At 60.3% G+C, this 23001-nt stretch carries 20 protein-coding genes; 15 read left to right on the forward strand and 5 right to left on the reverse strand.

The window, feature by feature from the left end; genetic code table 11:
• Positions 1-84 precede the first annotated feature (84 nt).
• Together BLR16_RS01115 and BLR16_RS01120 are read right to left on the reverse strand one after the other, a co-directional pair.
• Positions 85-996 carry a LysR substrate-binding domain-containing protein gene (locus BLR16_RS01115; RefSeq protein ID WP_058396953.1) on the reverse strand — a complete coding sequence of 304 codons (912 nt, stop codon included), beginning with the start codon at positions 994-996 and terminating at the stop codon, positions 85-87.
• 24 nt (positions 997-1020) lie between these two features.
• On the reverse strand, positions 1021-1926 hold the full coding sequence (locus BLR16_RS01120; RefSeq protein WP_003369550.1) for a LysR substrate-binding domain-containing protein: 906 nt from the start codon (positions 1924-1926) through the stop codon (positions 1021-1023).
• Between the two features lie 151 nt (positions 1927-2077).
• Between BLR16_RS01120 and BLR16_RS01125 the strand changes: the two genes are divergently transcribed.
• On the forward strand, positions 2078-5125 hold the full coding sequence (locus BLR16_RS01125; protein WP_092194048.1) for a D-2-hydroxyglutarate dehydrogenase YdiJ: 3048 nt from the start codon (positions 2078-2080) through the stop codon (positions 5123-5125).
• A 145-nt stretch (positions 5126-5270) separates the two neighbouring features.
• Here the strand turns inward: BLR16_RS01125 and yghX are convergent, their stop codons facing one another.
• A complete protein-coding gene (gene yghX, locus BLR16_RS01135; protein WP_060707737.1) occupies positions 5271-6158 on the reverse strand; it encodes a YghX family hydrolase in 888 nt (295 codons plus the stop codon).
• Between the two features lie 404 nt (positions 6159-6562).
• Here yghX and BLR16_RS01140 point away from each other — a divergent pair, with 404 nt between their 5' ends.
• The 11 genes from BLR16_RS01140 (at position 6563) to BLR16_RS01190 (ending at position 18059) form a co-directional block, all read left to right on the forward strand.
• Entirely contained in the window at positions 6563-7618 is a 1056-nt protein-coding gene (locus BLR16_RS01140) for a GGDEF domain-containing protein (protein WP_161437845.1), read from the forward strand.
• A 107-nt stretch (positions 7619-7725) separates the two neighbouring features.
• Positions 7726-8676 carry a LysR family transcriptional regulator gene (locus BLR16_RS01145; protein ID WP_046235611.1) on the forward strand — a complete coding sequence of 317 codons (951 nt, stop codon included), beginning with the start codon at positions 7726-7728 and terminating at the stop codon, positions 8674-8676.
• A gap of 301 nt (positions 8677-8977) precedes the next feature.
• Positions 8978-10438 (forward strand): NAD(P)-binding domain-containing protein, encoded by a 1461-nt coding sequence (locus BLR16_RS01150; RefSeq protein WP_058396949.1) that lies wholly within the window; start codon positions 8978-8980, stop codon positions 10436-10438.
• On the forward strand, positions 10435-11409 hold the full coding sequence (locus tag BLR16_RS01155; RefSeq protein ID WP_074807650.1) for an ABC transporter permease: 975 nt from the start codon (positions 10435-10437) through the stop codon (positions 11407-11409). Before BLR16_RS01150 ends, BLR16_RS01155 begins: the two co-directional genes overlap by 4 nt.
• Positions 11406-12326, forward strand: coding sequence for an ABC transporter permease (locus BLR16_RS01160; protein WP_074807653.1), 921 nt, complete (start codon positions 11406-11408; stop codon positions 12324-12326). The genes BLR16_RS01155 and BLR16_RS01160 overlap by 4 nt, the downstream gene beginning before the upstream one ends.
• On the forward strand, positions 12323-13336 hold the full coding sequence (locus BLR16_RS01165) for an ABC transporter ATP-binding protein (RefSeq protein ID WP_058396947.1): 1014 nt from the start codon (positions 12323-12325) through the stop codon (positions 13334-13336). The genes BLR16_RS01160 and BLR16_RS01165 overlap by 4 nt, the downstream gene beginning before the upstream one ends.
• Complete coding sequence (locus BLR16_RS01170; protein ID WP_092194050.1) at positions 13326-14339, forward strand: ABC transporter ATP-binding protein; 1014 nt, start codon at positions 13326-13328, stop codon at positions 14337-14339. The genes BLR16_RS01165 and BLR16_RS01170 overlap by 11 nt, the downstream gene beginning before the upstream one ends.
• Positions 14340-14390: 51 nt before the next feature.
• Positions 14391-15956: an ABC transporter substrate-binding protein gene (locus BLR16_RS01175; protein WP_054081440.1), complete on the forward strand. Its 1566-nt coding sequence runs from the start codon at positions 14391-14393 to the stop codon at positions 15954-15956.
• 70 nt (positions 15957-16026) lie between these two features.
• Positions 16027-16554, forward strand: coding sequence for a CMD domain-containing protein (locus BLR16_RS01180; RefSeq protein WP_074807657.1), 528 nt, complete (start codon positions 16027-16029; stop codon positions 16552-16554).
• Entirely contained in the window at positions 16554-17141 is a 588-nt protein-coding gene (locus BLR16_RS01185; RefSeq protein ID WP_044308153.1) for a peroxidase-related enzyme, read from the forward strand. Before BLR16_RS01180 ends, BLR16_RS01185 begins: the two co-directional genes overlap by 1 nt.
• A gap of 120 nt (positions 17142-17261) precedes the next feature.
• Complete coding sequence (locus BLR16_RS01190; RefSeq protein ID WP_058396943.1) at positions 17262-18059, forward strand: phosphodiesterase; 798 nt, start codon at positions 17262-17264, stop codon at positions 18057-18059.
• A 31-nt stretch (positions 18060-18090) separates the two neighbouring features.
• Here BLR16_RS01190 and BLR16_RS01195 read toward each other — a convergent pair whose 3' ends face one another.
• Positions 18091-18426 (reverse strand): DMT family transporter, encoded by a 336-nt coding sequence (locus BLR16_RS01195; protein WP_004662130.1) that lies wholly within the window; start codon positions 18424-18426, stop codon positions 18091-18093.
• A 24-nt stretch (positions 18427-18450) separates the two neighbouring features.
• On the reverse strand, positions 18451-19566 hold the full coding sequence (locus tag BLR16_RS01200; protein WP_161437856.1) for a type III PLP-dependent enzyme domain-containing protein: 1116 nt from the start codon (positions 19564-19566) through the stop codon (positions 18451-18453).
• A gap of 554 nt (positions 19567-20120) precedes the next feature.
• Here BLR16_RS01200 and BLR16_RS01210 point away from each other — a divergent pair.
• The 3 genes from BLR16_RS01210 to BLR16_RS01220 are packed head-to-tail and all read left to right on the forward strand — an operon-like array spanning position 20121 to position 22995.
• Complete coding sequence (locus BLR16_RS01210; protein WP_058417195.1) at positions 20121-21191, forward strand: DUF6001 family protein; 1071 nt, start codon at positions 20121-20123, stop codon at positions 21189-21191.
• A complete protein-coding gene (locus tag BLR16_RS01215; RefSeq protein WP_058396942.1) occupies positions 21188-21745 on the forward strand; it encodes a DUF6031 family protein in 558 nt (185 codons plus the stop codon). Before BLR16_RS01210 ends, BLR16_RS01215 begins: the two co-directional genes overlap by 4 nt.
• The gene (locus BLR16_RS01220; protein ID WP_058417154.1) at positions 21742-22995 is read left to right on the forward strand and encodes an aspartate aminotransferase family protein; all 1254 of its coding nucleotides are present in this window, start codon (positions 21742-21744) and stop codon (positions 22993-22995) included. Before BLR16_RS01215 ends, BLR16_RS01220 begins: the two co-directional genes overlap by 4 nt.
• The last annotated feature ends 6 nt before the right edge of the window (positions 22996-23001 follow it).

The following is a 23001-nucleotide window of genomic DNA, read 5'->3' on the forward strand; positions in this document are numbered from 1 at the left end:
CCGTTTCAGTCGAGAGTAGGCGCTGGGCCGATTTTAACAAAACGCTTATTACGCAGATTTGCATGCGCCAAACGCATGCAGGATTCAGAGCGGTGGAGCCAGTGTGGCTATTTCGTCTGCCAGCCATTTCTCGAAGGCACGCGCGGCACGCCGAGGCGTCTTGTCGTTGGGTGTCAGCAGATAATAGCCGCCTACCGCGCCGACGCTTTTGCGGCACGCGGGCACCAGCGCGCCGGACTGTACGTGGCGGTCGATCATCGGCTGCCAGCCGAGCACGATGCCATGCCCGGCGACCGCCAGATCGACCAGCACCGGATACAGGTTCACGGTCATGCGCTTGCGGATCAGCGAGGCATCGACACCCTGGCGGCCGAACCAGTCACCCCAGGACAGCCATTGACGCTGGCCGTCTTCGAGCATCAGCAGGCAATGATCCAGCAGTTGCGCGGGCTCCAGCAGGCGCCCGCCGAGATAGTCGGGCGAGCAATAGGCGTTGACCGATTCGGCGAACAGCAGACGGCTGTCGAGACCTGCCGGTGAGACTTCACGCAGAAAATACAGCGCCAGATCGAATTCGGCGCGAATCAGCGAATCCAGCCCATCGACCACGCGCAGTCGGATATCCACGGCCGGAAAGGCATCGCGATAACGTCCCAGCAAAGGCCCCAGCCACAAGGCCGCCACGCCACTGGAGCAGGCCAGGGTCAGTTGCTGATCACCGCTGTGAGTGATCACCTGTGCGGTGGCCTCGGCGCACAGGGTCAGTACGCGCTGGATCTGCTCGGCGTAAATCTGTCCGGCGACCGTCAGATGAATGCGCTTGTGCTCGCGACGAAACAGCGCGCGGCCGAGAAATTCCTCCAGTTGCGCGACCTGACGGCTGATCGCGCTCTGAGTCAGGTTCAGTTCGATGGCGGCACGCGTGAAGCTGCCATGCCGGACGGCAGCTTCGAAAGCGATCAGGTTCTGCAGCGGCGGAAGGGGCTCGATACGCACAGTGGCTCCTGTTGCGGGCAGGTTTTACAAAGGGTCGGGAAACGGCGTCGCCAGCAGCCAGTCCCTGAACACACACAGCGAGGGCAGGTTCTGAAAGCGCGTGGCGTAGGCCAGATAGTAATTGCGTCCGCTGTCCAGAGGCTCGAACAGGGTGACCAGTTCGCCGCTGTGGATTTCGTCCTGCACCAGAATGCGCGGCACCAGTGCGATACCAATGCCGGCCGCGACGGCCTGGATCAGGTGCGAGGTCAGTTCGAAACTCGGGCCGGGGCGCATGATGTGGTGGTCCAGCCGATTACTGTCGAACCAGTCCGACCAGGCATTGGGCCGCGACACAACGCTCAGCAACGCATGCTGGGCCACCTGCGCCGGAGTCATCGACTGGTAGCCGGCAAGGGCTGCCGGGCTGGCAATGACCACCAGTTTTTCACTGACCAGCGGATGAGCGATGTAACCGGGCCAGTTGCCGTTGCCGGCACAGATGATCGCGTTCATTTCGCTGGCCGCGGGCGTCAGGTCGGCATGCACGATGCGTGAATGGATGTGCACCACATAGCCCGGATGCCGGGTGTAAAAGTCATTCATGCGTGGCAGCAGCCACTTCGAGCCGAAGGTGGGCAGCACGGCCAGATGCAGCGTGCCGCCTTCGGCCTTGTGCGCGATGGTTTGCAGGGTTGCACTGCGGATGCGGCCCAGTGCGGCAGCCAGCTCATGCTGATACAGCGCGCCTGCGGTGGTCAGCTCGATGCGTCTGCCATCGCGCTTGAACAACTCGACTTCCAGTTGTGCCTCCAGCGCCTGCACCTGCCGGCTGACGGCGCTCTGGGTCAGGGCCAGTTCATCTGCGGCCTTGGTGAAGCTGCCATGCCGGGCGGCCGCCTCGAAGGCAAGCAGCAGCGACATGGAGGGCGTCAGTCTTCGGGTGTTCATTCATAAAGCTCATGGAAAAACGGCAGGTTTTACGTTTGCACTGAAGCATGACAGGCCGGAGAATCACGCTAACCGTTGATAACGCCATGCATTCGAGCGTTTCGAAGCATACGTGCTTTGCATATAAAACGCCTAGCGAGGAACACCACCCATGATTGCGCTGTTGAAACCGACTTCCGAGCAGGTCGGTCACTATGACCGTTTCCTCAATGCCCTGGCGGAGGGCGGCTTTCGTGGCGAAATAGCCCGTGACCACGGTGCGCGCACAGTGCTGGCCACTGACAACTCCATCTACCAGCGCCTGCCGCAGGCTGCCGTGTTCCCGATGGACAGCCATGACGTCGCAATCGTCGCCCGGCTGGCGGCGCGGCCCGAGCACAAACAGGTGGTGTTGACACCGCGTGGCGGCGGCACCGGGACCAACGGGCAGTCGCTGACCGACGGCGTGGTGGTCGACCTGTCGCGGCACATGAACGCTATTCTTGAGATCAACGTCGAGGAACGTTGGGTGCGCGTGCAGACCGGTGTGGTCAAGGACCAGCTCAATGCCGCGCTCAAGCCGCACGGGCTGTTTTTCGCGCCGGAACTGTCGACTTCCAACCGCGCCACGATTGGCGGCATGATCAACACCGATGCCAGCGGGCAGGGCAGTTGCAGCTACGGCAAGACCCGTGACCACGTCCTTGAGCTGTCCACGGTGTTGCTGGGCGGTTCGTACGTCAACAGCCATGCGCTGAATGTCGAACAACTGGCCAGCGAGCAGGCACGCGTCGACCGCGCGGGCGACGTTTATCGTTGCGCGCAGCAGATCGCCGATACGCAGGCACAACTGATCAAGGATGTCTTTCCGCCGCTTAACCGCTGCCTGACCGGCTACGATCTGGCGCACCTGCGCGAGGAAGACGGGCGTTTCAACCTCAACAGCGTACTCTGCGGTTCCGAAGGTTCACTGGGGTTTATCGTCGAGGCCCGACTCAACGTCCTGCCGATCCCCAAACATTCGATTCTGGTCAACGTTCGTTATGCCGGTTTCATGGACGCCCTGCGGGACGCCAAGGCCTTGATGGCGCACAAGCCGCTGTCCATCGAGACCGTGGACTCCAAGGTGCTGATGCTGGCCATGCAGGATATCGTCTGGCATGGCGTCGCCGAGTATTTCCCCCAGGACCCTGCGACGCCGACGCTGGGCATCAACCTGATCGAATTCAGCGGCGATGAGTTGAGTGAGGTGGAACAGCGCGTTCATGCGTTCGTTGCGCACTTGCAGACTGACACATCGGTGGTGCGCCTCGGCCACACGCTGGCGGCTGGCAGTGCAGCGGTGAACCGCGTCTACACCATGCGCAAGCGCTCGGTGGGGCTGCTCGGCAACGTCAAGGGTGAAGCGAGGCCGCAGCCGTTCGTCGAAGACACTGCCGTGCCTCCGGAAAATCTCGCCGACTACATTCAGGAGTTCCGTGCGCTGCTGGACAGCTACGGGCTGCAATACGGCATGTTTGGCCATGTGGATGCCGGCGTGCTCCACGTGCGACCGATTCTGGACATGAAGGACCCCGCGCAGGCGGCATTGATTCGGCCAATCTCCGACGCCGTCGCCGCGCTGACTAAACGCTATGGCGGGCTGCTCTGGGGCGAGCATGGCAAGGGCCTGCGTTCGCAATACGTGCCTGAATATTTCGGCGAGTTGTATCCCGCATTGCAGGCCCTTAAGGCTGCCTGCGACCCGTTCAACCAGCTGAACCCCGGCAAGATCGCCACGCCTGCGACGGTGCCGGAATCACGCTTGACGCTGGTGGATGAAGTGACACTGCGTGGTGACCTGGATCGCACGATCGATGAACGGGTCTGGCAAAGCTACGACAGCGCGCTGCACTGCAATGGCAACGGAGCCTGTTACAACTATGACACCGACGATGCCATGTGCCCGTCGTGGAAAGCCACCCGTGATCGTATTCACTCACCCAAGGGCCGCGCTTCGCTGGTCAGGGAATGGCTGCGTCTGCAAGGCGAGCAGGACGTCAATGTCCTCACCGCCAGCGCCAGGGCGCGCAGTGCCAATGTGCTGAAAAGCCTTGCCGAGCGAACCGTCAACAGCGTCGCCAGAGTTGCGGGGCAGAAGGATTTCTCCCATGAAGTCTACGACGCCATGGCCGGTTGCCTGGCCTGCAAGTCCTGCGCGGGACAGTGCCCGGTGAAGGTCAACGTGCCCGAGTTCCGTTCGCGCTTTCTCGAGCTGTACCACAGCCGCTACCTGCGCCCGATCAAGGATTACCTGATTGGCTCGCTGGAGTTCAGCATCCCGCACCTGGCGCGCTTTCCGAAGCTGTATAACGCGATCATGGGCGCAAGGCCGGTGCGTTACCTGCTTGAGCATGTAGCCGGTATGGTCGACAGCCCGTTATTGAGCCTGACCGATTTCCGCGCGGCCTGCGCTCGCTGGAATGTCGGCATCGTTACGCCGCAGCGCCTGGCCGCGTTGAGCGAGGAGGAGCGCAAGCGCACGGTGGTGCTGGTTCAGGATGCATTCACCCGATACTTCGAAACCCCGTTGGCGGCAGACTGGCTGGAGCTGATTTCGCGTCTCGGTTATCAGGTCTACCTCGCACCGTTTGCGCCCAATGGCAAGCCGCTGCAGGTGCAGGGTTTTCTGCAGGCGTTCGAGAAGGCTGCCGGTTTCAACAGCCAGTCGCTGGGCAAGCTGGCCGGGTACGGCATCCCGCTGATCGGTCTGGACCCGGCCATGACCCTGGTTTACCGCCAGGAGTACAGCAAGACGCTGGGCAGCGAGAATGTACCCGAGGTCATGCTGCCGCAGGAATGGCTGGCGTCCACGGTCGAGGAAGGTCGTGATGGGGCATCGGAAGAGACGTACTACTTCCTGCCGCATTGCACTGAAAAGACCAACGAGCCCGCCAGTGTCGGCCTCTGGCAGAAAGCCTTCGCCCGCGCCGGGCTCAAGCTGGAAGTGCTGGCCAGCGGCTGCTGCGGCATGTCCGGCACCTATGGGCATGAAACCCGAAACGCGAAAACCAGCGACATCATCTATCGTCAGTCCTGGCAGCCACTGGTGGCGCGGCATGGCGGTGAAGGTCGACTGGTCGCCGATGGCTACTCATGCCGCAGCCAGGTCAAGCGCCAGGATGGCAAAGTGGTGCAGCATCCACTACAGGTACTGCTGGAACGGGTGAGAGCGCTATAGAGAGGACGCAGAGCGTCCAGAACGGCATGCCCACGCGGAGCATGGGCACGATAGTTACAGGACTATCGTTCCTCACGCTCCAGCGTGGGAATGCCGTGCGTGATGCTGCGCGTCACAGATCTGTGCCGCGCCGTTCGGCCAGAACTTAGACCAGGTACTTGTTGAACCATCCCAATGTGCGGTCCCAGGCCAGTTTGGCCGCGGCTTCGTCGTAACGTGGGGTGGAGTCGTTATGAAAACCATGATTGGCGCCCGGATAAATGTACGTTTCGTACGTCTTTCCCGAAGCTTTCAAGGCTTTTTCATAAGCCGGCCAGCCTTCGTTGATGCGGGTATCCAGTTCGCCGTAGTGAATCATCACCGGCGCCTTGATCTTCACCACGTCTTCGGCATTGGGCTGACGCCCGTAGAACGACACCGCAGCGCCCAGCTCCGGGTACGCAACCGCCGCAGCATTGGCCACACCGCCGCCGTAGCAGAAACCGGTGATGCCGACCTTGCCGGTGGTCGCGTCATGCTTCATCAGCCACTCGATGGCGGCAAAGAAGTCGTTCATGAGCTTTTCCGGGTTGACCGTCTGCTGCAGCTCACGGCCCTTGTCATCGTTGCCCGGATAGCCGCCGACCGACGACAGCCCGTCAGGTGCCAACGCAATGAAACCGGCTTTGGCAACGCGGCGCGCCACGTCTTCGATGTAAGGGTTCAAGCCGCGATTCTCGTGTGCCACAACCACTGCGGGTACTTTTCCGGCGGCTTTGGCCGGACGTACCAGATAGCCGCGAACCTGACCATGCCCCTTGGGCGAAGGATAGGAGACATACTCGGCAATGATGTCCGGGTCGGTGAATTCCACCTGTTCGGCCAGCGCATAGTTGGGGCTCAGCGAGGCAAGCAGCGCACTGGCGGTCAGGCCGCCAAAGGTGAACATCGCTGCACGATCGAGAAACTCGCGCCGATTGATCCTGCCGTGTGCGTAGTAGTCATAAAGCTCAAGCAGTTCAGGAGCAAAGTCTTTTGCGGTGAGACGTTCCATCGGTAAGCTTCCTTCCGAATCATTCAGGGCTGCCTGCATCTTGGCGGGCTGACGAGCAATACGTGATCAACACAAGGTCCGCTCCCGATAGTATTTCCGGAGCATCAGGATCGCTACCGTAAAGCGACGAAAAACCGCCATACGCTGCCCGGAGTGCAAGCTCACTGCATATTGCCGGACGCTGCCGACGGCCCATCGGACTATGAAAAAGTCAGGCACGGGATTGCACTACACGGTCTCAATGATGTCCATTTGAGTCCTTCCGGCATTCACGGGGTTCGGGCGCTGCAGACAAATATATTATCCAGTCGCTGTATAAAGCGGCGTCGGTTCAGGCCGACAATACATCATGATCTCGCCCCTACGCTGATGGTCATATTCCACCTGCATTTCGAGATAACGTGATGATGAGCCTTCCGACGGAAGACCGCACCCAGCTGTTCAAGGACACGGCTATCCAGTTCTGGAAACACATCACCCCGATCGTTTATGTCGCTCTGGGCATTCACTGTGTGTGGCTGACAGTGTTCCTGGGGTTGGGCATGAAGATCATGTGGATGGCGAACATCGTCAGCACGCTGGTTTACGTCAACTGCATCTACTTGATCCGCAGGCGTCGGCATCGACAAGCCGGACAACTGATGTGCCTGGAGATCATCGGCCATGCCGTGCTCGCGACGTGGCAGCTGGGCTGGGAAAGCAACTTCAGTTTCTACATATTCTGCGTGATTCCCGTCATTGCCTTCACGTTTCAACTGAACGTCATCAGACGCATTGCCTACAGCGTGGCGATTCTGCTGTCGCTGGTGGGCTGCTTTGCCTTTCGCCGATACACGGGGCAGGGATCCGGTCTCAGCCAGAACGTGCTCGATGCGTTCGGTATCGTCAACGTACTCTCTGCGACCACTCTGTCGATTTACGCCACTGCACTGTCGGTACGTTTCACCTCGTCGATGCAACTGAGCCTGTTTCATATCGCCAGCCGCGACAGCCTGACCAATCTTTATACGCGCAGACGAGTGCTGCATCGCATACGCGAGCTGGAAGGCCGACGGCAGGGGCTGTCGGCTTCGTTGATCCTGCTCGACATCGATCATTTCAAACAGATCAATGATATCCACGGGCATGAAACCGGCGATGTGGTTCTGCAACGGGTCGCCGAGATCATCGGTTCGAGCGTGCGCAGCAGTGATATGGCAGCGCGCTGGGGCGGCGAGGAATTTTTGGTGCTTATGCCTGACACTACGCCCGAAGACGCACTGCGCGCGGCAGAACGTATCTGGCGGCGTATCGCCGAAGAGGCCGGTCTGATCAACGAGCGCATCATCGCCGTCAGCGCCACAGTCGCTGTGGCGACCATCGCGACGGGCGAGGCGTTTCAGTTGGCCCTCAATCGCGCCGACACGTCGCTGTACATGGGCAAACAGCAGGGCCGAAACCGGGTAATGATCGCCGGATGAGGTGCTGGCTCACGTCAGGCGCTACCAGCGTGTAGACTTTCGCGCTTTGAACCGGGGAGCACAGCGTCGTGCTTCCTCATCGGCGGTGTATCGATCAAGGCATGCTTATGGATTTGCGTCAGCTCGAAGCCTTCGCGGCAGTCATGTCGGCAGGCAGTGTCACGGCGGCAGGGAAAATGCTCGGCCGATCTCAGCCCTCGGTCACCCGGGCCATTCAGGAACTCGAGCAGGAACTGGGCTTTGCGTTGTTCGAGCGCAGCGGGCCAAAGGTCACGCCTACCCACAAGGCATTCATGATGTATGGCGAAGTGGAGAGTGCGCTGCTGGGGGTGCGCAACATCCGCCAGCGCGCGCAGCACATTGCCCAGGAGGAAAACCATCAGATCAAGCTGGTGGCGATCTCGGCCCTGGCGGCTGGCCTGCTGCCTGCTGCATTGTCGCGCCTGCCCGCGCACCTGCGTCCGCAACAGATTCAGCTGCAGAGCATGTCTCCGGAGAACGTGGTTCAGGCTGTCCTGTCGAAAACCATGGACCTGGGCGCGGTCAGCCTGCCGCTGGAGCATCGTGGTCTGGAAATTCACTGGATCGGCGAGGCGCCTTGTGTGGCGGTATTGCCAGCCGATTCGGCGCTGGCCGCTCATGAGGTGCTGTCGATGGAGCTGCTGCGTCAGCAGACGCTGATCACCATGGCCAACCCGTATCGCTTTCGTCGACGCATCGACAAGGCGTTTCAGGAGGCGGGTGGTCAGCCGCCGCGCATGCTGGACACCAATACGTCGCTGATTGCCATGCAGATGGCCAGGGTCGGTCTGGGCGTTGCACTGGTCGATCCGTTCACAGCGCTGGGGGTGCCGGTACAAGGCCTGGTCGTCAGACCGATCGCCTGCAACATTCCGTTTTTCTTCGGGCTGATTTCAGCCTTCGCCAGCCCGTTGTCGGATGTGGCGAGCGCGCTGATCGATGAAATTGCCGACAGCGCAAAAATCCTGCTGCCGGAAATGATCATGCACGAAGCCAGCGCGCACGATGCCCTGTTACAGAGCATTTATGCCGAGTGAGCGGGCCATGCCCGGTTGCTGATAACGCCTGTCGTCGCACAAGACTGAAAGCCGGACGCAGCGCGTCCATGAATAGCCTCCGTAACGCCTTGTTTCTCGGCACGCAAAGCTCGCTCAAATTCCATTTCGGAATATAAATATGCTTTTTTGCGCGTTGCGAGAATAAAAATCGGCTTTTAATATTCGAATTAAGCATTCAAAGGCTTTAAGAATTCATTTAAAACAATATTGGAATGATTCTTGAAGTGCTTTGAATCAAGGCTCGGGCTTGTAGCCCGATCATTTTTTCGAGTACCGATCAATGTCCGATGTGAACGCACCCACTGGCCTGGCCGCTTTGGAAGCTCGCTTGCAGCAGGATCTGGCCTGGCTGGATCTGCCCGCCAAGCCATGGGTCAAGCCCAGGATCAGCGCAGGGCAGGCCGTGCTCGACGTAGCGATCATCGGCGGAGGCATGGCCGGTCTTGCGCTGTCCGCAGAGCTGCGTAACCTCGGCGTAGCGGCGGTCATTTTCGATCAGTCACCAGCAGGTTTCGAAGGCCCCTGGGCCACCACCGCACGGATGGAGACCCTGCGCTCGCCAAAGCAGTTGACCGGGCCGGCGCTGGGCTTGCCAGCGCTGACATTTCGCGCCTGGTACGAAGCGCAATTCGGCGTCGACGGCTGGGCGTTGCTGGACAAGATTCCACGTCTGCAATGGGCCGAGTACCTGCGCTGGTATCGCAAGGTGCTGGCCCTGGACGTACGCAATGAGCACCGCATAAGCCGGGTAGCGCCCAGAACGGACGGTCTGATTGAGCTGGATGTCGTCACGCCGGTGCAGACGCAATTCCTGCTGGCCCGCCATGTGGTGCTCGCCACGGGTCGGGACGGTCTGGGCGGTCCTTGGGTGCCGGATTTTGCCCGGCAGTTGCCGCAGCACTTGTGGACACACTCGGCGGCGGGTTTGCAGGACAGCTGGTTCGCCGGCAGACGCGTTGCGGTCATCGGCGGTGGCGCCTCGGCGATGGACAGCGCTGCCACGGCGCTGGAGGCTGGCGCAACGCGGGTCGATCTGCTGATCCGGCGTGCCGAGCTGCCGCGCATCAACAAAGGCAAGGGCGTCGGCAATCCCGGCATGGTCCATGGCTACTGGCGCCTGCCCGACGTCTGGAAATGGCGCATTCGCCACTACCTCAATACCCAGCAGGTCCCACCGCCGCGCGGCAGTACCCTCAGAGTGTCCGCTTCCGGCAAGGCGCGGTTCATGCTCGACAGTCCGGTGCTTTCCGTCGAGGAGAGCGCTGCTGGAGGCGTCTGGCTGAATACGCCGAAGGCCCGTATCGAAGCAGATTTCGTGGTATTTGCCACCGGGTTTCGCACCGACTTCCGGCAGCGCCCGGAATTTGCGCCATTCTCTGCGCAGATCCGCGTCTGGCAGGATCGCTTCCAGGCACCGAGCGGCGAAACCGATGCCGAACTGGCTGCGCTGCCGGATCTGGGCAACTGCTTCGAGTTTCAGGAGAAGACCCCAGGCGCCTGCCCGGGGCTGAACCACATTCACTGCTTCAGTTATCCGGCAGCATTGAGCTACGGCGCGGTGTCCGGGGATATTCCTGCTATCAGCGAGGGCTCCAAACGTCTGGCCCATGCCCTGGTCGGGCAGTTGTTCAACGAGGACATCGCCCTGCATTTCGACACCATGCTCGATTACGCCGAGCCAGAGCTGCTGGGCGATGAGTGGGTCGCCAGCCAGCCAGGCGCTGCAGAGCTGCGCCAATGATCGGCTGGGCGCTGCGTCGGCTGACTCAATCATTGCTGGTCATCCTGTTGATGACGCTGGTGGTGTTCGTCGGCCTCAATGCCATCGGCAACCCGATGGACATTCTGGTGGGTGAAGACCTCAATCAGGCCGAGCGTCTGCAGGCCATGGCGCATTTGGGGCTGGACAAGCCGCTGTGGCAGCAGTACCTGATTTTTCTCAAGGGTGCGCTTCACGGCAATCTGGGGCAAAGCTTCGTGTATCACGAGGACGCCATGCGCCTGATTCTGCAGCGTTTGCCTGCAACCTTCGAACTGGCGTTCAGTGCCCTGTTTCTGGCAGTGGTCATCGGTGTGCCGCTGGGAATGTTTGCCGGCATGTACCCCGAGCATCCGCTGTCCCGGCTGATGATGGCCGCCAGCATTGTCGGCTTCTCGCTACCAGCCTTCTGGGTCGCATTGATGATGATCATGCTGTTCTCCATCACCTTGGGCTGGCTACCGGCCAGCGGCCGGGGCGAGACCCGTGAGTGGCTGGGCGTGCAATGGTCATGGCTGACGCTGGACGGCTTGCAGCACCTGCTGTTGCCAGCGCTGAATCTGGCGTTGTTCAAGATTTCCCTGGTGCTGCGCCTGACCCGAGCCGGTGTGCGCGAAGTGCTGCCCCAGGAATTCGTCAAATTCGCCCGCGCCAAGGGCCTGTCACCGATGCGCGTGATGTGCATGCACGTCATGCGCAACACCATGATTCCGGTGGTGACGGTGCTGGCCATGGAACTGGGCTCGACCATCGCCTATGCCGTGGTGACTGAAAGCATTTTCGCCTGGCCGGGTGCCGGCAAGCTGATTCTCGACAGCATCAACATGCTTGACCGCCCGGTGGTGGTCGCTTACCTGATGGTGGTCGTGGTGATTTTCGTGGTGCTCAACCTGATCGTCGACGGCTTGTATTACCTGCTGGACCCACGTGTACGCATCGAGGCCTCCCGATGAATGTCATTGAAAAAGTCCCGATCGGCAGCACGCTGTTGCAGGCCCAGTCACCCTGGCGACGAGTGCTGGCCGAGTTCTTCAGCTCGCCCACGGCGGTGACGGGCCTGGTGGTCCTGCTGCTCATTGTGCTGGTTGCAGCCCTGGCTCCGTGGATTGTGGTGCAGACCCCCTACGACCTGATGCAGCTTAACGTCATGGACGCGCGCATGCCGCCTGGCAGCCTCAATGGGGACAGCGGTTACACCTATTGGCTGGGTACCGACGGGCAGGGCCGCGATCTGGTCTCGGCGATTATCTATGGCCTGCGCATCAGCCTGTGGGTCGGCATTGGCTCGGCGTTGATTGCGGCAGTGATCGGTACGCTGCTCGGGCTGGTGTCTGCGTATGTCGGCGGTTGGCTCGATGCTTTGCTGATGCGTCTGGTCGACCTGCTGCTGTCGTTCCCGGTGATTCTCATGGCACTGATGATTCTTGCCTGGCTGGGCAAGGGCGTCGGCAACGTGATGCTGACTCTGATAATGCTTGAATGGGCCTATTACGCGCGCACCGCACGCGGTCAGGCGCTGACCGAAAGCCGCCGTGAATACGTCGACGCGGCGCGCGGGCAGGGCGTGGGGCCGCTGCGTATTGTGGTTGGCCACATTTTGCCCAATTGCCTGCCACCGCTGATCGTGATCGGCGCCTTGCAGATCGCCCGCGCCATCACGCTCGAAGCAACCCTGTCGTTTCTCGGCCTGGGCGTACCGGTCACCGAGCCGTCTCTGGGGCTGCTGATTGCCAACGGCTTTCAATACATGCTCAGCAATGAATACTGGATCAGCCTGTTTCCGGGCCTGGCGCTGTTGATCACTATCGTTGCGATCAATCTGGTCGGTGACCGTTTGCGCGATGTCCTGAACCCGAGGTTACAGCGATGAGCGTGTCTGAAATGTCGCCTGCACCTGACGCAGCCCAACAGCCGACCCTCGATGTGCGCGACCTGTGCACTTCGTTTCATACCCGCGCCGGTGTGCTGCCAGCGGTGCGCAACGTTTCGCTGCGGGTACAACCGGGACGCATTCTGGGCCTGGTGGGTGAGTCCGGTTCGGGCAAGTCGGTCACCGGCTTTTCGATCCTCGGTCTTGTCGATGAACCTGGGCGCATCAGCGGCGGCCAGGTGCTGTTCAAGGGGCGCGATCTGACCAGACTGTCTGCCTCGCAACTACGTGACATTCAGGGCAACCGGGTAGCGATGATCTTTCAGGACCCGATGATGACCCTCAATCCGGTGCTGCGGGTCGACACGCAAATGATCGAGGCCGTACGTGCGCACAGCCCGCTGAGCAAGCGCGAGGCCCGCGAACATGCCAGCCGCACGCTGGCGCTGATGGGCATCGCCAGCCCGGAAGAGCGGCTGCGCGCCTATCCGCATCAGTTGTCTGGCGGTATGCGCCAGCGGGTGGCGATTGCCATCGCGCTGCTGCATGCACCGGACCTGGTCATTGCCGATGAGCCGACCACGGCGCTGGATGTGACCATTCAGGCGCAGATTCTCAGTGAAGTGCAGAAGCTGGTGCGCGAGCAGGGCACCTCGCTGATCTGGATCACCCATGATCTTTCCGTGATCGCGGGGCTGGCTGACGATGTGGCGGTGATGTACGCCGGACGCATCGTCGAGCAGGGTTCGGTCGCCGATGTACTGGATCGCCCGCAACACCCCTACACACAAGGGCTGATCGACAGCCTGCCAAGTCGCAACCAGCGCGGTCAGCGCCTGCGGCAGATCCCGGGCATGGCACCCGACCTGCTGTCGATGCCGGTCGGTTGTGCTTTCGCGGCGCGTTGCCCCAGAGCCTCGCAGGTCTGTGCGCAGGAGCCTCAACCCCACGAGGCACGACCGGGCCAGATGGTTCGCTGTTTTCACCCAGGAGCGGCCGATGCCCAGTGATCAGATTCCCCTTATCGAGCTGCATCAGGTCAGCAAGACCTTCGGCAAAGCCGTGGATAAGCGCTCCCTTCAGGGGCTCCTGCAACGGCTGCACCTTACCCGTGCAAAACCGCTGACCCATGCGGTGGATCGTGTCGATCTGCGCATCATGCGCCGTGAAGTGGTCGGGCTGGTGGGCGAGTCAGGCTGTGGCAAATCGACCCTGGGGCGCATGGTTGCCGGGCTGCTGCCGGTCTCTTCAGGCACCACGTCGGTGGACGGCAGGCCGCTGGACAGCCTGACCACACGTGAGCGCAAGGCGCTGCGCCTGAAAGTGCAGATGATTTTTCAGGACCCGTCTTCGAGCCTCAACCCGCGTCTGCGGGTCGACCGGATCGTTGGCGAAGGTGCGCTGTTGCACGGCTTGACCGACCGCAAGGGCGCAGATGATTACGTCAGTGCGCAATTGCAGCGTGCCGGGCTCAGCCCGCAATTGCGTCAGCGCTATCCGCATCAGTTCAGCGGTGGCCAGCGTCAGCGCATCGGGATTGCCCGTGCGCTGGCGGTGCAACCGGAACTGCTGGTGTGCGACGAGTCGGTGGCGGCGCTGGACGTGTCGATTCAGGCGCAGATCCTCAATCTGTTCATGGACCTGCGCGACGAACTGGGCCTGACCTATCTGTTTATCAGCCATGACCTGGGCGTCGTCGAGCACCTCTGCGACCGCGTCGTCGTGATGTACCTGGGTCGTGTGGTCGAGACAGCATCGGTCGATGACCTGTTCGCGCGGGCCAATCACCCGTACACCCAGGCTTTGCTGGCGCAGATCCCGCGCTTCGATATTCGCAGTACCCGTTATGACGCGATCCAAGGGGAAATCCCCAGCCCGCTTAACCCGCCTGCCGGGTGTCATTTCCACCCTCGCTGCCCGCACGCCATGGCGCGCTGTCGCGAGGAAGTTCCAGCGCTGCGGGAGGTTTCGCCGAATCACCAGAGCGCCTGTCACCTGAATGACCAACGCTGAACGGGCACCTCAAACCCGTCACCTTCTGCCATTGCGTACAAGGAATCACCCATGAAACCACTCGTTCGTTCGTTGTTAGCGTCGGCCCTGCTGCTGGCCGCCGGCAGTGTCACGGCACAGGACTTGCGCATCGGCTATGCCGACCCGGTCTCGTCCCTCGATCCACAGCTCAATAACTATGCCGGAGACCGTTCGGTAGCGTTGCATGCCTTCGAATCGCTGGTCAGCCGCCGTGATGACAAGACCCTGCCAGGCTTGGCCAAGAGCTGGAAGGTCGTGGACGACACCACCTGGGAGTTCGCCCTGCGTGATGACGTCAAATGGCAGGATGGCACGCCGCTGACCGCCGATGATCTGGTCTTCTCCTTCGAGCGCGCGCGAAACGTACCCGGCAGCGTGGCCTCTTACGCAGGGGCCATGCGTACCGTGGAATCGGTCAAGGCCAAGGACGATCACACACTGATCATCAAGACCCGTTCGCCCAACGCCAATCTGCTGCCGGACGTCGATTCGATCTATATCGTCAGTCGCCACGCCGGTGCGGCAGCCAGCAGTGCCGATTACAACTCGGGCAAGGCGATGATTGGCACCGGACCTTACCGGCTTGTCTCGTTCGTGCCGGGTGATCGCACGATATTCGCTCGCAATGACAGTTACTGGGGTGGCAAACCGACTTGGGACAAGGTTGATTTCCGTTTCATCGCCAACGCCGCCAACCGTACTGCAGCCTTGCTGGCGGGCGATGTCGACGTGATCGACAAGGTATCGCCTACTGATGTGGAGCGCCTGCGCAAAACGCCGAACGTCAATGTCTTCGCCTATCAGGGGCTGCGTGCGCTGATCGTTCAGCCGAGTTTCCGCGCCGGCCCGAACGAGTTCATTCGCGACAACGCGGGCAAGCCGCTGGCCGAAAACCCGCTGCTGGATGTGCGGGTGCGCAAGGCGCTGTCCCTGGCCATCAACCGCCCGGCCATCAACGAACGCATCATGCAGGGCACCGTCACCGAAGCCAATCAATGGATGCCGGCCAATACGTTCGGTTACAACCCGCAGATCAAGAACATTCCCTATGACGTCAAGCAGGCCAAGGATCTGCTGGCGCAGGCAGGCTTTCCCGAAGGCTTCCAACTGACTGTGCATGTGCCAGGTGACCGTTATCCGCAGGCACCGGAGGTCATGCAGGCGGTGGCGCAGTTCTGGACACGGATCGGCGTCAAGGTTCAGCTGGAGGTATTGCCGTGGGCGGTGTACGCGGGCAAGGCCAACAAGAATGAACTGGCGATCAGCGTGATTGCCTGGGGCAATGGCACCGGCGAGGCGGCGTATGCCCTGACCAATATTCTGACCACGGTCGACAGCAGCAAAGGGCAGGGCGCTTCCAACTGGGGGCATTACAGCAATCCGCTGGTGGACAAGGCCCTGGCTGATTCGACCGCTGAGTTCGACGAGGCCAAGCGCCGCAAGATTCTCCAGGACTCGGTGCAGATTGTCAGTGACGACGTCGGCATCATCCCGCTGTTCCATTACCAGAACATCTGGGCAGCGCGCAAAGGCCTTAAGGTCGAGCCGCTGGTCAGCGACCGCACTGCAGCGACCATGGTCACCGAGCAGCCTTGATTCTCTTTCATGAACGCGCCGCTTTTGCCAGCGGCTGCGCGAATGCAACCACAGCATTGCAGGACCTGTCATGACATCGACCACTGAACATTCAACGACTCCGGACACCCTCGATAGCCTGTTGGGCATTGCACCCGGCAGTCCGCTGCACGCGGTTCGTCATGCGCGGGACAAGGTGGCCCTGGCAACCCAGGGCAGTCAGGACTTGTTTTTCGACCCGGCACTGGCACACAACCTGTCACTGAGCGAACGCCTTTGGGTGGCGTATTACGCAACGCTGCTGAGCGCGCAGCCGACTCTGAGCGGGTATTACCTGTCGCAGTTGCAGACGGCAGGCGCCGAGGCAAATGTGCTGGCCGATGTGGACGCCAGCCGAATCGATCTGCTGGAAGACCCACGTCTGGCGGCGATCCTGCGCTTCACGCGGACCTTGATCGAGTCTCCGGTACACGGCGATCAAAGCGCGTTGCAGGCGCTGCAACATCAGGGCCTGAGCACCGCTGAAATCGTAGTACTGGCACAACTGATCGCATTCCTGTCCTATCAAGTGCGTCTGGCCGCAGGGCTGGGTGCGTTAAAGTCTGCCGGAGCAGCCTGATGAGCGAACTGATTGAAATTGAAGGTTTCACCAATCAGGTACTGGGCTGGAAAGCCTGGCTGCCAACCGTGGACCTGAACAGCGCGACCGCCGGGCAGGTTGCGGTGCTTGAAGAAAGCCACCCGCAGGCCAAGACCTCGGATTACTACCTGACCTTGGCACATCACCCTGACATCCTTCGTCAGCGCTCACAGGCGTTCAACGCGATCATGTACGCACCGGGTGGCCTGTCGCGCGCCGAGCGGGAGCTGGCGAGCACTGTCGTGTCGCGGATCAACCGCTGCGTGTACTGCGCGTCAGTGCACGCGCAACGCTTCGAACAACTGGCCAAGCGCAATGATGTTATCGCCCAGGTATTTGCCGACCCCCATACGGCAGGTACGACCGCGCGTGAAAAAGCCATCGTGCAGTTCGCCATCGACCTGACGCTCGAACCGGCCTCGCTCAACGCCGGGCATATCCAGGCGCTGTACGAGCAGGGGCTGGACGATACACAGGTGCTGGACCTGATTCACGCCATCTCGATATTCGCCTGGGCGAACCGGCTGATGCTCAATCTGGGAGAACCAGTGTTTCCAGAGGTTTAAAGACTGCGGTGTTCTCAATCGCTGCGGCGCTTCAGTAATGGCCGGGGCGAAGTCTGGCCCGGTCGTTGCAGGTTCGCTGTACTAGTGGATAAGCGACCTGGTCACGATTGAGGTAATGGAATGCTGATAGCGCACATTTCTGACACGCATGTACGACCCAGAGGGCTACTCTATCAAGGCGTTGTCGATTCGAATGCAATGCTGGCGGCTGCCGTCGAAACGATAAACGCCCTGGATCCGGCGCCTGATCTGATCCTGTTCAGCGGTGATCTGGTGGACGAGGGGCGACCCGAGGAGTACGCAATGGCCCGAGAGCTGCTGCAGCCGCTGCGCCAGAGGCTTTTGATGATACCGGGCAACCATGATCATCGGCAGAACCTGCGTAGTGCCTTCCCGGAGCACGATTACTTCATCAATGAGGAAAACTGCAGCTTCGTCGACTCGGGTTCCGCGCCGATGCGCATCATCGGGCTGGATATCAGCGTGCCCGACCAGCACCACGGCGACATGACCGATACCGCCACCCAATGGCTGGATCGTACACTGGCGCTGGAGCCTGACAAACCGACGTTGATCATGATGCATCAGCCGCCGTTTTCAAGTGGCATTCACTGCATCGACGCCTATCGCTGTGAAAGGGGCGAGCGGCTGGCCGAGGTGGTCTCCAGATACCCGGCTGTCGAGCGAATCGTCTGCGGTCATATTCATCGTTTCATGCAGCTGCGCTTTGGCGGCACGCTGATGTGCACGGCCCCGAGCACGACGACGGCCATTGCCTTGCAACTGCGCCCGGATGCTGCCGACGCTTCCTATGTCGAGCCTCCCGCGCTGTTGCTGCACCACTGGAAGGCCGACACCGGCCTTATTACCCACTGGGTGCCGATAGGTCGTTTCGAGGGGCCTTTTGACTTCGCTTGAACCGACATATGAGCCTGGCAACCATGCGCTGTCAGGCCACTTGTTCCTTGGCCAGATTGACCAGAATGATGCCCGCGATGATCAGGCCGATACCGCTCACGGCCATTAACGTGGGCACCTGTTGATAGCGAAACGCGGCAATGACAGTAATCAGCGTAATGCCCAACCCTGACCACATGGAGGTGATCAGGGACATGGGCAAGTCCCGTTGTGCATACCCCAGGCAGACGATTCCGAGCCCGTAGCCCGCGATAGAGGCAATAACCGGGACCCAACGGGTAAACCCGTTACTTTCTTTCAGTGCGATGGTCGCCACTGTTTCAGCGACAATTCCTGCAAGCAGGAACAAATAGGCTTTTATGAGCATGGCGGCAGATCGCTTTTCAGGCATTCAGGAAGGCAGAGAAATGATGCGGTCGGCGTAAAACCCGTTGAACGGGGTGCGCAGGGACACCGAGTAAGCGCCGGTCGATTGGAATTCCAGCCAGTCGCTTTCCCTGATATCGCTGGCGAGCGAGTAGGGGAAGGCCAGGCGATCCATGCTGTCGCAGGTGGGGCCGAAGATATTGAACGTGTTTTCCGCAGCACCGGTGTAAGGGGTGCCATCTCGCCACACGCGTGCGGGAAATTGCAGCCACTGCTGGGCTGAGAGCAAACCGCCAAAAATACCGGCACCGCAAAAAACGCTCTGTTCACGTCTTGAAAGCACCCGTGCAAATAGCGACATGCCGCCGTAGACCAGGCCACGACCCGCTTCACAGATCAGGTTCAGGTCCTTCAGTTTCGGGCTGGTCTGAATATGGTCGCAGACTCTGCCAACCAGGTCTGGCGTGTTACCCATGGAGTTCAGGTAATTACCCGGAAACCCGCCACCGATATCCAGGTGCCTGACGTGCTCGGCGGTGTCGCGCACAATGGCATCGGCGTCATTGAGGGCCGCGAGCCACGGGCCGTCTTCAATGGCTTGCGAACCGACATGGAATGACAGCCCGAGTGACCAGTCGGTGCTGGACGCCACTTGATGCACCAGTTGCGTCGCTAACACCGGACTTGCCCCGAATTTTCCTCTGAGATCATAAACCGCCGTCGACTCGGAGGGTGCGTAGCGCACGAACAGGCTGATCGTGCTGTCGCGCTCGGGCAACACGTCCCGCAACTTCGAGAGTTCCTCCTCACTGTCGAGCACAAATGAACGCACGCCATACCGATAGTAGGCCTCGTGCAGGCAATGGCGGGACTTCACTGGGTTCATCAGGTATTGAACTGCGGTGGGCAGCGTGTTGTGTACCGTCTGCACCTCTGCAAGCGACGCTACGTCAAAATGATTGATACCACCCTGGCTCAAGGCTTCAAGTACTTGCTCAAGTGGATTGGCCTTCATTGCATACAGCACGGTACCTGGAAAACAGCCACTAAATTGCTGCGCATTCCGGGTGATCCAGCGCGGGTCAACGGTATAGAAAGTGTCGTTGGTGTCGTCGGCTAATTGTGCAAGAAGTGTGTCCACGTTGAACTTCCCTGGCTTCGAAGTGTGAGCAGTGCTTGAGCAAGCTTCGTGCCACTGCTTTATCAGGCGGCTGAACAAACTTAACGGCAGTGATTTAATAAACATGTATACAAGACGATAAACCAAAACAGTGCGATTTCGACGCTATCGAGTCGTCGCGGTGCAGTTGCTTACGTGCCCTGAAATAATAAACGTGGATAGCACTTTGCTACTTTTAATAGTGGCTTATACATAATTTGATACATATATTAAAGTTGTCATATTTTGAAAGCTTTCGTAAAAAAATCATTTAATTTAAAGGCTTGCCGATCCTTCAGTCACGCTTCAGGCCAGCGTTGGCGATTATCTGGCACCTTGCCAATACACGATGATCAATAACGGTGGCACGCCACTTGCTGGGTACAACATCGTGAAGTAATGGGGGCTTGTTCCATTGCGTCAGCGCTCGCGTTAACGACGACAAAGTAATTCATGGTCATGGATCAGGCAGGGGGTTGCTCGGCAAGCCGAATAGCAGCCCCAATGAAGTCACCGTTATCGAGTGGAAGGTGTACATGGATTTTCGTGCTTTTTATTCAGGCAACGCCCTGCAGTTTCTGGCCTCGCGCCAACTTGCTTTTTCTGAACTGGAAGAGGTTGTGAAACGTCAGTATGCCGATGCACAACTGGCGCTGATCAGCAGCTCTCCCGTTCATGGCATCGCTAATGCGGCCAGTGATATAGACCTGATATGTGTGACCGATGATCGGCAGTCCGATCAATCGATGGCCTCGCAGATTTACCACAATGAACACCATATGGAAGTGGTGGCATTTGCCCGCGAAGAAGTTCACAACGCGTTCTCCCAACTGGCGACGGACGCACACAAAACTACCGCACAGAAACTCGTTGCGTTCAAGCAGTGGGACAAGCAGCAGGCGGTATCGCGAAAGTACCTGGAGCGCTTGGTCTGCGCGGTGTCGACCGATCAGTCGCTTCCTTATCTGGACAGTCAGAAGGACTTGAGTTCGATCTGGTCGGTGGCAGCGTTCGACGACTTCCGCCAGAGCGCCTGCTTTTCAATGCTGGCCTGGCGCAGTGGCGAATACCGCGCGGCCGCCGCCTATGCCTGCAACGCCGCACTGTTTCTGATGAACGCGACGCTGGCCAGCCATGGCTGGGTCAACTCCAATCGCAAGTGGACACTCCTGCGATGGGACCGCGCGCTCAACAGGCACGGCATGCTGAATGACGACGGCCTTGCCCGTGCCATCGGGCAGCTGTGGCAACGCGCCTATCCTGCCTGCCGCAATGGATTGCAGGGGGCAGGCCTCATGCAATTGTGTGAATTGACCCAGCTCGCCGAGCAAACCTTTGCCTGCGAAGCGGACTATGCCGCGTTAAAACCAGGTATCGAGCGTTCCGCCGCCAGTGCGTTTTTGCCGGGGGTCGACTTTGTGCTCACCGACGATCAACAGGCGACGCTATTGGCACGTCTGGATGTGCCAGAGCTGTCCAGCACCCGCCCGATCGATCTTGCCGAGCAATCCCCTGAGGCTGCCGCCTGTCTTCTGCGCGCTGCGCGTGCCGGACTCGTCAGCTTCTCACTCAAGGATCACAACCCGATGCAGGGAGCACACGCATGACTGCAATTTCAGCACAGGCAGCCGGTCGCCAGTGGTTTCCCCGGCTGAGTGGCGGCTATGTATACCCGGCAGGGCCTTACGCGCAAAAGCTGATATCGGTGGCCTGGTTGCTGATGACCGAGCTTGAAGCCTATCTGGAGGACCTCGAAGGCGCGGCGAACGAGCCTCAAGTGGTGGATGCGCTGAGAATCAAGCTGGCTGAATTGATGGTCGACATTGACTGCCGACTCGCCGGTGCCGACACCCCGAACGAGTTGCACCAGTTCGCCTTGTTCAGTGAATACGGGCTCACAGACGTCGTTGCTCACTCCGGGCCAGTCGCCGTCGAATGGCTGGGCGTCCCCACGGATACCGATGCCGACCGCAGTGATGAGGCGAGCCGGTTGATCCAGCTGTTCAAGGAAGTTCTGCAGGCCTTTCCCGGAAAGCTGTTCAACCCGTTGCTGCCGGGTACTCAGGGCCAGGTCCTGCGGACCCTGCGTGACTGGGACCGCTCCTGCCGCCTGGCAGGACGCGATGCTGCCTTTCTGGCTCCTTTGATGAGGTCTCTATGAACAGTCATGTCATGACCGCGCCTGCAGTGCCGGTGCGCAAATCATCGTTTGTCGAGCGTTACGGGGCGGTATTCGGCCGAGAGCAAGGCCTGATGCTGCGAATGGCAGGGCTTACCGCAGCCGAGCACTCGGCCCAGGGTTCGTGGATAACCGATGACACCGGCCGGCGCTGGCTGGACTTTGGTTCGTTCGGCCTGCACTTGCTGGGCCATCGGCACCCCGCGGTGGTTGCTGCTCTAACGCGGCAAGTGACGTCGCTGGGCCTTTCCAGTCGGATATTGGCCAACGAACCCAGCCTCAGCGCAGCCGAGCGCCTGGTGGCCTGTGTCGGTCGGCCGGGCAATGGTGTGCTGTACGGCAACAGCGGTTCGGAGGTCATCGAAGCGGCGCTCAAGCTGGTGCGCATGCAGACCGGCAGGCGGCGAATCATCGCGTTGACTCATGCTTATCACGGGCGCACGAGTGGCGCGCTGGCGGTCAGCTATGGCTACAGGGGCCACGCCTCGCTGATGCATGCCGAAGATGTGGTGTTCATCGATGCCGGTGATCTGGACGCTGCACGCAAGACACTGGCAGAAGGCGATATTGCAGCGGTCATCGCCGAGCCTGTTCAGGGAGAGGGCGGAATCAGGCCGGTGGACCTGAGCTTTCTGGGAGAACTTGCCGGGCTATGCCGCGAGCATGACGCGTTCATGATTCATGACGAGATTCAGTCAGGTCTGGGGCGCAGTGGTTCGTTGGTTTGCGGCGCGCCAGCCGACATCATCGTGTTCGGCAAAACCCTGGGCGGTGGCGTGTTCCCGGTTGCCGCCGCCATTTACGACAGCAGTCGGTTCGGTGCGCCCGCGCGTGATCCTGTCGTGCATGCCTCGTCCTATGCGGGCAGCGCCCTGGCCGGGGCAGTGGTCAACGCGGTGCTCGACGTGGTTAGCGATCCCGCATTCTGCGAACGCGTCAATGAGCTTGGGCAAGTGGCCATGGAAATCCTGCGCAAACGTCTGCAGGACTGCCCGGCAGTGGCTGAAGTACGCGGTAGTGGCCTGATGATCGGTGTGGAGTTCACCTCCAGCAACTATGTGGCGCAGACCCTGATCGAGGCCGCACACCGCAACGTGCTGCTGGCTTTCTGCCTGAGCGCAACCCGGGTACTGCGGGTTTATCCCGACGCGACCATCACCCGGGACGACCTCGAACACGGCATCAACAGTTTCTGTGATGCCGTCGATGCGGCCTATCGTTCCATCCAATGACGGAGA

The sequence above is a fragment of the Pseudomonas sp. BS3767 genome (assembly GCF_900099665.1).
Taxonomy (GTDB): Bacteria; Pseudomonadota; Gammaproteobacteria; order Pseudomonadales; family Pseudomonadaceae; genus Aquipseudomonas; species Aquipseudomonas cerasi.